The 11,579-nt window shown below is 70.0% G+C and carries 11 protein-coding genes; 3 read left to right on the plus strand and 8 right to left on the minus strand.

From position 1 onward, the window contains the following. Positions 1 to 49: 49 nt before the first annotated feature. Complete coding sequence (locus P2P98_RS02915) at positions 50 to 574, minus strand: adenine phosphoribosyltransferase (protein WP_275797051.1); 525 nt, start codon at positions 572 to 574, stop codon at positions 50 to 52. A gap of 172 nt (positions 575 to 746) precedes the next feature. Between P2P98_RS02915 and P2P98_RS02920 the strand changes: the two genes are divergently transcribed. Further along, the gene (locus tag P2P98_RS02920; RefSeq protein ID WP_275797053.1) at positions 747 to 2,426 is read left to right on the plus strand and encodes a glycoside hydrolase family 13 protein; all 1,680 of its coding nucleotides are present in this window, start codon (positions 747 to 749) and stop codon (positions 2,424 to 2,426) included. 26 nt (positions 2,427 to 2,452) lie between these two features. After that, the gene (locus P2P98_RS02925) at positions 2,453 to 3,451 is read left to right on the plus strand and encodes a LacI family DNA-binding transcriptional regulator (protein WP_275797055.1); all 999 of its coding nucleotides are present in this window, start codon (positions 2,453 to 2,455) and stop codon (positions 3,449 to 3,451) included. A 137-nt stretch (positions 3,452 to 3,588) separates the two neighbouring features. Here P2P98_RS02925 and P2P98_RS02930 read toward each other — a convergent pair whose 3' ends face one another. Continuing rightward, positions 3,589 to 4,122 carry a VOC family protein gene (locus P2P98_RS02930; protein WP_275797057.1) on the minus strand — a complete coding sequence of 178 codons (534 nt, stop codon included), beginning with the start codon at positions 4,120 to 4,122 and terminating at the stop codon, positions 3,589 to 3,591. 179 nt (positions 4,123 to 4,301) lie between these two features. Here P2P98_RS02930 and P2P98_RS02935 point away from each other — a divergent pair, with 179 nt between their 5' ends. Beyond that, the gene (locus P2P98_RS02935; RefSeq protein ID WP_275797059.1) at positions 4,302 to 5,777 is read left to right on the plus strand and encodes an SLC13 family permease; all 1,476 of its coding nucleotides are present in this window, start codon (positions 4,302 to 4,304) and stop codon (positions 5,775 to 5,777) included. Here the strand turns inward: P2P98_RS02935 and P2P98_RS02940 are convergent. The 6 genes from P2P98_RS02940 to P2P98_RS02965 form a co-directional block, all read right to left on the minus strand. Then, on the minus strand, positions 5,758 to 6,768 hold the full coding sequence (locus P2P98_RS02940) for a sugar-binding domain-containing protein (RefSeq protein ID WP_275797061.1): 1,011 nt from the start codon (positions 6,766 to 6,768) through the stop codon (positions 5,758 to 5,760). The genes P2P98_RS02935 and P2P98_RS02940 overlap by 20 nt on opposite strands. Next, positions 6,743 to 7,087 (minus strand): hypothetical protein, encoded by a 345-nt coding sequence (locus P2P98_RS02945; RefSeq protein WP_275797063.1) that lies wholly within the window; start codon positions 7,085 to 7,087, stop codon positions 6,743 to 6,745. The genes P2P98_RS02940 and P2P98_RS02945 overlap by 26 nt, the downstream gene beginning before the upstream one ends. 667 nt (positions 7,088 to 7,754) lie before the next feature. Then, on the minus strand, positions 7,755 to 8,783 hold the full coding sequence (locus P2P98_RS02950) for a zinc-binding dehydrogenase (RefSeq protein WP_275797065.1): 1,029 nt from the start codon (positions 8,781 to 8,783) through the stop codon (positions 7,755 to 7,757). A gap of 22 nt (positions 8,784 to 8,805) precedes the next feature. Next, the gene (locus P2P98_RS02955) at positions 8,806 to 9,579 is read right to left on the minus strand and encodes an SDR family oxidoreductase (protein WP_275797067.1); all 774 of its coding nucleotides are present in this window, start codon (positions 9,577 to 9,579) and stop codon (positions 8,806 to 8,808) included. Further along, the gene (locus tag P2P98_RS02960; protein ID WP_275797069.1) at positions 9,576 to 10,598 is read right to left on the minus strand and encodes an NAD(P)-dependent oxidoreductase; all 1,023 of its coding nucleotides are present in this window, start codon (positions 10,596 to 10,598) and stop codon (positions 9,576 to 9,578) included. Before P2P98_RS02960 ends, P2P98_RS02955 begins: the two co-directional genes overlap by 4 nt. Before the next feature lie 14 nt (positions 10,599 to 10,612). After that, positions 10,613 to 11,579 (minus strand): cyclase family protein (locus P2P98_RS02965; RefSeq protein WP_345799694.1); only part of this gene is annotated, 967 nt, incomplete at its 5' end.

An 11,579-nucleotide genomic window follows, 5' to 3' on the forward strand; every position in this document is an offset into this window, starting at 1 on the left:
CACTCAACGGGGGCGCTTGGGCGCCGCGCCCGCGCGGGCGGGAGACCCGTCAGACGTGGAAGACCGCGTGCACGTCGCCGCCGAGAGCCTCGCGGCCGCCGAGGCCGTCGATCTCGAGCAGCGTCGCGACGCCGATGACCTCGCCGCCCACAGCCTCGAGCAGCTCGCGCCCCGCGCTGAGCGTGCCGCCCGTGGCGAGCACGTCGTCGAGCAGCAGCACGCGCGCGCCGGCGGCGTTGTCGTCGTGCATCTCGATCGTCGCCGAGCCGTACTCGAGGTCGTACTCGACCGCCGCGGCGGGCCGGGGCAGCTTCCCGGCCTTGCGGATCGGCATGAGCCCGACGTTCGCGGCGATGGCCGCGGCCCCCGCGAGGAGGAAGCCGCGCGCCTCGACTCCCGCAACGGCGTCGAACCGGCCCGCGAAGGGCTCGACGAGCGCCTCGACGACGGTGCGCAGGGCCGCGGCATCCGTCAGCAGGGGCGTGATGTCGCGGAACATGATCCCGGGCTTGGGGTAGTCGGGGATGCTGGTGATCAGCGATTCAGCACGGGCGAGGGCGGAGGCGTCGGGCACCGCCCCAGCCTAATCGCGCCCTCGCGCCTCCGCCCTCGCGCTTTCCCCCGTTGAGTGTCCAAAACACCCGGACGAATTTCGGAACCGTCCGGGTGTTTTGGGCACTCACGCGGGGAACGGGTGCGGGGGTGCGCTTGACGCCGATGTAAGCGCTTGCAGTACGGTGTACCGCATGACTTTCACGCAGCAGGACTCGCGCCCCGAACTCGCGTCCGCACCCGGCTCGGAGTGGTGGCGCACCGCCGTCATCTACCAGATCTACCCGCGCTCCTTCGCCGACGCCTCGGGCGACGGCCTCGGCGACCTGCCCGGCGTCACCGCGCACCTCGACGACCTGAAGCAGCTGGGGGTGGATGCCATCTGGCTCAGCCCCTTCCAGCGGTCGCCGCAGAAGGACGCGGGCTACGACGTCGCCGACTACCGCGACGTCGACCCGATCTTCGGCACCCTGGACGACTTCGACGCGATGCTCGCGGGCGCCCACGAGCGCGGCATCCGGGTCATCGTCGACCTCGTGCCGAACCACTCGAGCGATCAGCACGTGTGGTTCCAGGAGGCTCTGAAGGCCGCGCCCGGCAGCCCGGAGCGGGCGCGGTACATCTTCCGCGACGGCAAGGGTGAGAACGGGGAGCTGCCCCCGAACAACTGGGAGAGCGTGTTCGGCGGCGGCATGTGGAAGCGCGTGACCGAGGCCGACGGCACGCCGGGCCAGTGGTACCTGCACATCTTCGACGAGAGCCAACCCGACTTCGACTGGACCAACCCCGAGGTGCGTGCGGAGTTCCGCGACATCCTGCGCTTCTGGCTCGACCGCGGGGTCGACGGCTTCCGCGTCGACGTCGCGCACGGCCTCATCAAGGCCGAGGGTCTCCCCGACTTCACGCCCGACCCCGACGCGGGCTCCATGGGCGGCGACGCCGAAGAGGTGCCGTACTGGGGTCAGCCCGGCGTGCACGAGGTGTGGCGCGAGTGGCACGAGGTGCTCGCGGAGTACGCCGGCGACCGCGCTCTGTGCGCCGAGGCGTGGCTCCCCACCGTCGCGCAGACCGCGCTGTGGGTGCGGCCCGACGAGATGCACCAGGCGTTCAACTTCCACTACCTCGAGACGACCTGGGATGCCGCGGCTCTCCGCGACGTGATCTCGGAGTCGCTCGAGGAGTACGCCGCCGTGGGCGCCCCCAGCACCTGGGTGCTGTCGAACCACGACGTCGTGCGCCACGCCTCGCGCCTCGCGCTGACGGCGGAGAACCCGCAGGGGGCGGGTATCGGACCGAAGTCGCCCGGCCAGCCCGACCCCGTGAAGGGCCTGCAGCGCGCCCGCGCCGCGACCTCGCTCATGCTCGCGCTCCCCGGCTCGTCGTACCTGTACCAGGGCGAGGAGCTGGGCCTCCCCGAAGTCATCGATCTGCCCGACGACGCCCGTCAGGACCCGACGTGGTTCCGCACGAACGGCGAGCGCTACGGCCGCGACGGCTGCCGCGTGCCGATCCCGTGGACCGCCGACGCGCCCGCCTACGGCTTCAACACCACGGGCGAGTCGTGGCTCCCCCAGCCCGCGGAGTGGGCCGCGCTCGCGCGCGACGTGCAGGTCGACGACCCCGCCTCGACCCTGTCGCTGTACCGCTCGCTGCTCGCTGCTCGTCGCGCACGCAACCTCGGCGCCGGCGCTCTCGACTGGCTCGACGGGTACGGCGACGACGTCGTGGCGTTCCGCAACGGATCGCTCACCGTCATCGCCAACCTCGGCGACGAGCCGGTCGAGCTGCCCGCGGGGGAGGTCCTCGTGGCGAGCGGCCCCCTCGACGGAAACGTGCTGCCGACCGACACGACCGTCTGGATCGCGGCGGCGTAAGCCGCGGCATCCGGAATCGCGAGACCGTGGCCGGTATCGACGACGTCGCCCGCCGGGCGGGAGTGTCGACGGCCACGGTCTCGCGCGCGTTGAGCGGGCGCGGTCCGGTGTCGACCGCGACGCGCGATCGCGTGCTCGCTGCCGCCGAGGAACTCGGGTACGTCGTCTCGGCGGCGGCGTCGAGCCTCGCGACCGGGCGGGCGCGCGCGGTCGGTGTCGTCGTGCCGTTCCTGGACCGGTGGTTCTTCAGCACCGTGCTCGCCGGCATCTCCGACGCGCTCGTGCGCGAGGGCTACGACATCACGCTCTACAGCGTGAGCGCCGACCCCGCGGAACGTCGCCGTGTATTCGAGGACCACCTCCGCCGCAGGCGCATCGACGCCGTCATCACCATCGCGATCGAGATGGATGCCGCCGAGTCGGCGCTGCTTCGCACCCTCGGCGTGCCGGTGGTCTCGATCGGCGGTCCGAACCCGTTACTGACGACGCTCACGGTCGACGACCGGGCCGTCGGACGACTCGCGACCGAGCACCTCATCGCTCTCGGACACCGCCGCGTCACCCACATCGGCGCCGACACGACGACCAACGCGGCATCGTCGGTTCCCGCACTCCGCCGCCTCGGTTTCACCGAGACGATGGATGCCATCGGCGCCGACGCCGTGTTCGAGCCGGCCGACTTCACCATCGAGGGCGGTTCCGCAGCCGCGACCCGCACGCTGAGCGGCGAAGTCCCGCCCACCGCGATCTTCGCGGCATCCGACGAGATGGCCATCGGCGCGATCCTCGCCGCGCGCGAGCTCGGCCTGCGGATTCCCGCCGACGTGTCGATCATCGGCGTCGACGGACACGAGCTCGGCCGCTGGTTCGGCCTCACGACCGTCGATCAGTTCGCGCGCGGTCAGGGAGGGCGCGCGGCCGAGGCGGCACTCGCCGAGCTCGACGGGGCGGACCCGGCCCCGGGGCTCGGCACCCTGCCGTTCGAGCTGGTCGACCGCGGCTCGACGGGGTCGCCGGCACGCTGAAGACGCGCGTCCGCCAGCCCGTCGGAGGGGCCCCACCGTTGTCGCGAGCCCACCTCTGCGACAACGGCGGGCGCTGGAGGCACCGGCACGAACCCGATGCCGGCGCGAGTGGACGTCAGCGGCGAGAGATATCCGTCTCAGAACGAGCCGTAGCGCTGGCGCGGGTCGACGAGGTCGAATCCCGGCGCGACCGGCACGGCGGTGCCGTCGTCCCAGATCTCCTGACGGCGCAGACGACCATGGTGCTCGCTGTGGCGCTGCATGAGCTCGATGACGTTGCCGTCGGGGTCGGCGATGTACACCTGCTCCACATAGTCATCGCGCACACGGTAGCCCCCGACCCTCTCGATCCCGCGCTCTCGGAGCCGGTCGACGTATACGCGGACGTCTTCGACCATGAGCGCGTAGTGAGTCACGAGCCCGGTGCGAAGTTCGTCGGTGCTCCAGCTCGGCGCGTGGCTTGCGAGGTGTCCGGCACGGCCCTCCTGCACGACATGCACCTCGGCGGTGCCGATCGAGAAATACGCGCCCTTGAAGACGAAATCGCGCGGGCGCACGTCTTCGACGGCTCCCATCACATCGACGTAGAACTCGCGAGCGACATCGAGGTCGGCGACGACGATGCACACGTGATGAAGGGCGGGGGCCGGGGATGCGGTCTCGGAAATCATCATTGATCCTCTCTGTGGAGATCACCATGGTGAGGCGCGCAGGGGAGGCAGCCGACGTCCGTCGCTCATTCGCGCCCGATTGCGGTCATCTGTTCGTCTTCGGCCCGGAACCGTGACATGCCCTAGGCGAGATGGGCAGCGGTGGGTTCACTGGGCATCCCTCACGCAAAGGAGCGTCCGTGCCTCTCATCGCAGCCCTTATCGCCATCGTGGCGAGCATCGTGGTGCTACTCGTCCTCATCGTCCGGATGCGGATCCATCCGTTCATCGCGATGTCGGTCGTCGCCATCGTCCTCGGCCTGATCTTCCAGGTCCCTCTGGTGGACGTCCCAGGCAGCGACCCCTTGCAGCCGGGTATCTTCACCGTGCTCCTGACCGCCCTGAACAAGAGCACCGCCCACATCCTCATCCTGGTCGGCCTGGGCTGCATCATCGGCGAGATCATCGCTCGGTCCGGCGGAAGCGAGATCCTCGGCCGAAAGCTGCTTCAGCTCACGGGCCCCCGACGCGGGGTTCTGGCGATGGCTCTCGCCGGGCTCCTCGTCGGCAGCACGATCTTCTTCGACACCGCCGTCATCCTCCTCGCGCCGGTGGCGATCGCCGTCGCGCGTCAGGCGGGTCGCCACGTCGCCGTGATGGCGGTGCCGATGGCGGTCGCCGTTCTCGCCGTGCACGCGATTATCCCGCCGCACCCGGGGGCGGTCGCTGTCGCCGTCGCCCTCGGCACGGACTACGGGCTGCTGATCGCGCTTGGCATGGTGTGCATGCTGCCGGGTGCCACCCTCGGGTGCTGGTGGGCGTACCGTCGCGCGACGCGGCTCGAGCAGCGCGGCGTCCTCGTCGCCGAGGCGACCACCGACGACGACGCTCCGTCCAGCGGGAGCGTCAGCGGCGCGGCCAGCGGCCGACCCGCGACGAACCTGACGGTGCCGGTTCGCACGGCGACGGCGGCACAGACCGACGTCGTCCCCGGCATCCTCGCGAAGCTGCTCACGGTGCTGCTGCTGCCGGTGGTCCTCATCCTGGTTGCGACCTTGGTCAGCCAGTTCCTGCCGGGCGTGCACAACGTGGTCACCGACGCCCTGCGGTTCATCGGTGTCCCCGAGATCGCGCTCATCATCACGACGATCGTGGCGTATTTCACGCTGCTCTCCCGCGCCCAGCGCCGCGTCAGCGGCATGACCGAGGTCGGACGTGTGGGGCTGCGGCCGGTCGGGGAGATCGTGCTGTCCACCGGCGGTGGCATCGCCTTCGGTGGCATCATCGCGGCGACCGGCATCGGGCAGTCGCTGGTGAATGCGCTGAGCAACGCCAACATGCCGATCGTCATCTTCGGCTTCCTGCTCGCCCTCGTGCTGCGCGCCACCCTCGGAACCACGACGGCAGCGGTCACGACCGTAGCGACCCTGTTGGCGGGATCGATCGATCTCACGGCCTACGGCCCCCTCCACGTCGCCCTCCTGACCGTGGCGATCTGCGCCGGCGGCGTCTGCCTCTCGCACGTGAACGACGCCGGTTTCTGGGTGTTGTCGCGCTACTTCACGATCTCCGAGCTGGTCATGCTGCAGACGTGGACGGTGGCGGTGACGATCATGGGCGTCGTGTGCGGTGCTCTCGCGACGACCCTGTGGGTCATCATTCCGTTGACGAGCTGAGGAGCTCACCCAGGATCGCGCGCGCCGTGGTCTCGTCGGTCACCAGATCGGTGACAAGTCCCGACGCGACCGCGGCTCGTGCGATCGGCGCTTTCTCCGGGGTCCAGACCAGAAGGACTCGGCGTGAGACGCGTCGTAGCTCGGTCGGGCTCGCGCCGACGCGCACGGCGTCCACAACGGACGGGACCTCTCGCCCCCGTGGGTCGAAAAAGACACCGAGGCAGTGGCCGACGGCTCCGGCCGCCGCAGCTTCCGACAGGAGCTGCCGAGAAACCGGCGCATGAACCCCGGTCCCGTCGAACCGCCGCATCGAACCGGCTCCGAAGAGGGCGGCGTCGGCCTGGACCGCGCTCTCGATGGCCGCCCGGATGCGGGATCGAGCTGCGGCGGAGAAGTCCCGCTCCTCCAGCCGCCGGATGAACGGGGCGGGAATGGGTCGGTGGACGGCTCCAACCTTCTTGGAGACGTCGCCACCGGCCACCGTGCCGGCCCTACGGTCGCTCGACCCGAGGAGTTCGGCGACGAACGCCAGATCGGGAAGCAGGTGGGCGGCCTGCACCAGCGGAGCCGTCGTCCGACTGGAGGCGATGGCGAGGGTTCCACCGGCGGGGAGGTGCCCCGCGAGAACCGCGGCCGCGTGCATCCCCAGACGCCGCCGATGGGCGGCGTCGCCCCGCCGCAGAGCAGGCATCACGCGGCAGGCCTGCAACTCGGTGGCAGCGCGTTGCCCACTGGCCCGAAGGGCGGCCAGGAGCTCTCGTTCCCGTCCCCGTTCGCGATCGACGGGGGCACCGACATCGAAGCGGACCACCCCGCGCCGTCGTGCTTCCTCGAGCAGGCGGGAGATACTGACCCGGCTGAAGGCGAACTCTTCCCCGATCTGCTGCTGAGTCATCCGCTGGACCCAGAATCGATGCGCGATCTGCTGCAGCAACTCGTCATGTCGCTGCTCTCGCGCAGCGATGTCATCCGGCGCGGCGTCGTGATCCACTTGCTGGCACCTCTTCGCTGTCGGTGGGTGAAGAGCGAACCGAGACGTCCGGCATCCCGATGGCGAGGATCGCGGACAGCGTCGCGGCCGTGATCCTCGATCGTGACGACTGCTCGTCGGTTCCCCCGGCGATGGCCATGACGGTCGATCGACCGACTCCGGCGAGTTGGGCGATCTTGCGCAACGAGTATCCCTGCGACCGCCACGCCGCGACCCGTGTCGCGGCGACCGCCGCGTCGACGGGAATCTCGCGCTGGGGCGTTCCCGCTCGTCGCGCCAGTGCTCGCTTGTGACTGTTGCGAGCGTCCGGGCAGGTCACCCCCGCTTCGTCTCCTGCGCAGGCGCTGCGGTCACGGCATCCGGCGAAGTATCCGGCGGTTGTTCCGTGAGCGATCGGCGCCCCGTGCCCACGCCCTCGGTTCTTGGCGTACTCGGTCGCATACAGGCGTTTCGCTTCGACGCATGTGCGCAGCCCTGTCCGCCACTGCGGGCACTCCCGATGACCGCGGCAGCCCCGGCGGTATCCCCAGAGCGTTCCATGCACGGGCAGCGCACAGGCGGGACCGGAGTCGGCTCCCGGAGGTGACGGCGCGGCTGTAAGCATGGCTCGCCGCACCTGCGCCGTCGCCGGCAACCGGCTGAGGCGGAAATCCGCTTGACGCGCGATGTGCGCATCGACGCAGGTGAGGATTTCTGCTGAGCGGTGGTGCTGGCATCCCCCGCGAGAGCGACACCCTCGTTCGTAACCTGCCGGCGTCCCATGCAACACCATGGACTCACTCCCCCTTACGTCAGTGCGTGTCCTCTGCTTCGATCTCGGTGCGGTCGCCCGACCAGAGGGAAGTGGCCCGCGCCGTCGTGGCCGACGTGCGTGACACACGCCTCGCCCTCGGCGACGGCGGCGATGGACTTCAGGATCGGACCGGTCGGGGAGGGGGTGGACGTCATGCGTTGCTCCGTAGATCGGCGGCGAGAGAGGGGTTCGGTCAGGCGAAGTCCAGAAGCACCTTGCCGGATCGACGGGGGTCGGCCGCGACCTCGAACGCGTGCACCGCGTCGGTGACGGGGAAGGTGTGGGTGACGACGGGGCTCACCGCGAGTGACTGGTCGGCCAATGCGGTGATCACCTCGTCGATCTCATCGTTGAAGCGGAAAGAGCCCACCAGGCGCAGTTCCCGGGTGATGGCGGTGGCCAGCAGCGCGGGTTGCTCGCCCGCGGGAATGAGACCCACCATGACGACCTGTCCGCCGCGGGTCGCCGCCGACACCGCGGATGCCAGCCCGCGAGGGTTGCCCGAGCTCTCGAACACCACGTCGGCATCGACACGCGCGATGGCCTCGGCATCCGTCGCCCGAAGCGTTCGCGTCGCTCCCACGCGCGCGGCGATCTCGAGCGGCTGTTCGTGCAGGTCCACGGCGATGATCTCCCGTGCCCCCTCGCGTCGGGCCGCGGCGACGATGAGTGCACCGATGGGACCACTGCCGATGACCAGCACGCGCTTGTCACTCAAGCGATCGGCGCGCGACACGGCGTGCCAGGCCACCGCTGCGGGCTCGGCGAGCGCGGCGTCTGCCAACGACAAGCCGGTCGGCAGATCGCGCAGCATCCTCGTCGGCAGAGCGATCCTGCGCGCGAAGCCGCCGTCGGTGTGCGGGAATCGCGCAGCGCTGCCGAGGTAGGTGCCGCCGGAGAGGTTCGGCTTGTTCTGCGGGTATCGGAAGTCGGGGCGACCCGGCGTGGCGGGGTGCACGGTGACGGCCGTTCCGGCCGCGGGTCCTGAACCGTCCGCAGCAGACACGACCACGGTGCCCGACAGCTCGTGACCGAGCACCATCGGCGCCCGCAGGATCGATTCTCCCGCCGCCCCATGCTGCCAGTAGTGCAAGTCGGAGCCGCAGATCCCCCCGAACGCGACTGACACGACCGCTTCATTGTCAGCGGGTCGCGGTTCGGGCACCTCTTGGATGCGGAGAACTCCTCCCACGTCGGCGATCACGGCCAGGTTGGGTTGCACGATGGCTTTTCCTCTCTCGGGGTCAGACGATGACGGTCATGCCGCCGTCGACGAACAGCACCTGCCCGTTGACGAAGTCGGACGCGGGCGAACTGAGCATGACCACCGGGCCGCCCAGGTCGGCGGGAGTCCCCCACCGGGCTGCGGGGGTGCGGCGTACGATGAACGCGTTGAAGTCGGGGTCGTCGACGAGCGCCTGGGTCATCTCGGTGTGGATGTAGCCCGGCGCCACGGCGTTGATCTGCAGGCCCGCCGATGCCCATTCGGCCGTCATCGCACGGGTGAGGTTTCTCAGACCGCCCTTCGCGGCCGTGTACGGGCCGATGGTCGGGCGCGCGAGATCGGTCTGCACCGAGGCGATGTTGACGATCTTTCCCCGGCCCCGCGCGATCATGGCACGGGCCACCTCTCGCCCCACGAGGAACGCGCTGGTCAGATCGATCGCGATCACCCGGTCCCAGTCCGCTCGGGACACCTCGAGCAGCGGCTCGCGGTGCTGGATACCCGCGTTGTTGACGAGGATGTCGATCGGGCCGATCGTCGACTCGATGTCGGCGACCGCCGCACGCACGTCGTCCTCGTCGCTGACATCGAACCCCCGAGCGTGGACGTCGCGGCCGATCCGTTGTGCCAGCGCCACGCGCGCCGATTCCAGCCGGAGGGGATCCATGCCGTTGAGCACCACCGTCGCGCCCGCGTCGGCGAGCGCATACGCGAGGATGTTGCCGATCCCCCGGCTCGAGCCGGTGATCAGCGCGATGCGACCCGTCAGATCGAACAGGGGCGAACCCGTCATGCGGTGACCGCCGACAGGTCGCGCCATCGTGCCGTTTCGAGCACGGGCCGGTTGACGACGAAGGAGGGAATCTCGCCGGCGAGGGCACCGACGACGGCACGGACGGCGCTGCGTCCGTTGCCGAGCGACATCTCGTCCGTCCATCCCACGCAGTGCGGGGACAGCAGGACGTTGTCCAGCGAGCGCAACGGGCTGTCGTCCGGGAGGGGCTCGTTCTCGAACACGTCGAGCGCGGCAGCACGCAGGCGCCCGTCCCGAAGGGCGGCGATCAGAGCGGGCTCGTCGATGATCGGTCCGCGCGCGACGTTCACGAGGGTCGCCGTCGGCTTCACGCGGTCGAGGAAATCCGCGTCGATGAGGTGGTGCGTCTCGGGTGTGAGCACAGCCATCACGACGATCGCGTCGGATCGAGCGGCGAGGTCCTCGAGACCGACCAGCTCGGCGCCGAACTCCTCGGCGCGCGACAGGGGGCAGTACGGGTCGTAGGCGAGCAGCTCGACCTCGAAGGGTGCCAGCAGCCGCGCCAGATCCGTGCCGGTGCCGCCGAAGCCCACCACCCCGACGGTCGTGCCGGTGAGCCCGCGTCCCATCCAGGACGTCCTTTCGTCCCAGCGTTTCTCGCGGACGAGACGGTCCTTGATGCCCAGGTTGAGCAGACCGCCCAGCAGCATTCCCAGCGCCGCGGTCGCGACCGGGCGTCGGGCACCGTCGGGCGTGATCGTCACGGCGACGCCCGCGTCCGTGCAGGCGTCGAGATCGACGGCGTCGTACCCCACACCGAAACGGGCCAGCACCATCGGCGGTTCGGTCACACCGCTGAACGTGGTCGCATCGACCGCCGGCGCCGCGAACAGGACGGCGGGTCGCCCGTCGATGTCTTCCGGGCGCAGGACCGGCACGTCGTCGGGGAGGTACTCCCAGGCGATGCCCGCCTCGTCGAAGCCATCCAGGCCGATGTCGCCCCAGACGTTACGGCCTGCCGCGTCGAGGAAGTCGCGGCTGATTCCTACGGGTCTCATGGTGCATCTGCCTTTCAGAAGACGGCGGTCGGATTGACGGGGGAGCCTGTGCCCGCCGGCACCAGCAGAGGGGCCACCGTGAAGAGGAACTCGTAGCGACCCTCGTCTGCGGCCACAGTCGAGAGCTCTTCGAGGTCGAGGTTGTCCAGCAGCGGCACCCCGAGCGCGGTCAACGCGAGGATGTGCACGGGCGAGTGGATGCCGGGAGTCGGCGAGGGACGCACGTCGCTGTCGCCGTCGGAGCCGAGCAGGGCGATGCCCCGGTCCGCGAGCAGCGGCATGGCCGTCGCGTGCAAGCCCGCGCTGAGATCCGAGGAGTCCCAGGGGCCGAGAGCGGAGCGTCGGGCCTTATGGCCTGTGCGCAGGAGCACGGCGTCGGCCTCGCCGATCGAAACGCCGAGCACCTCCTCCGCCGTGCGTAGGTCGTCTTCGTAAACGGCTTCCCCGGGCTCCAGCCACGAGACGCCCTTCACGACGGGCATGTCGATGAGCACGCCGCGCCCGACGAAGGAGCCGAGCTTGGCGACGGAGCCGTAGCCCGCGCCGGTGGCGTTCACCACGTCGCGGCTGCGCGCGCCGCCGAACAACTCACCGCGGTAGGCGATGTGCGAGAGCGCGTCGAGGTGGGTCGTCGACTTGCCGTGGTATTCGATGCCGATGAAGTCTTTGTTGGTCGACGGCTCGGGAGCCTCACGGTCGCCGAGATCGAGCATCATGTGCATCGCCGGACGCCGGTTGTCGATCTCCGGCTCCGTCGGCCACGGGAGCGTCGTCTGCACCACGCGGCCGGAGCGCACGGTGGCCGCCGCCGCCGCCGCGTGCGCCGGCGTGAGTCGGTTCCACGCTCCCCGTTCACGGTCGCTCCAGGTGTCCCACTGCTTGAGACGTTCGTAGAGTTCGTCGAAGCCGGCCTGGTCGATCGGTTCGGTGACGCGGATCTCGCGCGCTTCGGAGGTGTCGGTCATGACGGAATGCCCTTTC

Origin of the sequence: Microbacterium sp. Kw_RZR3, from assembly GCF_029222405.1 — a bacterium.
GTDB lineage: Bacteria > Actinomycetota > Actinomycetes > Actinomycetales > Microbacteriaceae > Microbacterium.

Bases quoted from the DNA above. Each gene is read 5' to 3' on its own strand.
- P2P98_RS02955 (WP_275797067.1), bottom strand. From the start codon at position 9,579: ATGACGGGTTCGCCCCTGTTCGATCTGACGGGTCGCATCGCGCTGATC.
- P2P98_RS02930 (WP_275797057.1), bottom strand. From the start codon at position 4,122: ATGATTTCCGAGACCGCATCCCCGGCCCCCGCCCTTCATCACGTGTGC.
- P2P98_RS02920 (WP_275797053.1), top strand. From the start codon at position 747: ATGACTTTCACGCAGCAGGACTCGCGCCCCGAACTCGCGTCCGCACCC.
- P2P98_RS02960 (WP_275797069.1), bottom strand. From the start codon at position 10,598: ATGAGACCCGTAGGAATCAGCCGCGACTTCCTCGACGCGGCAGGCCGT.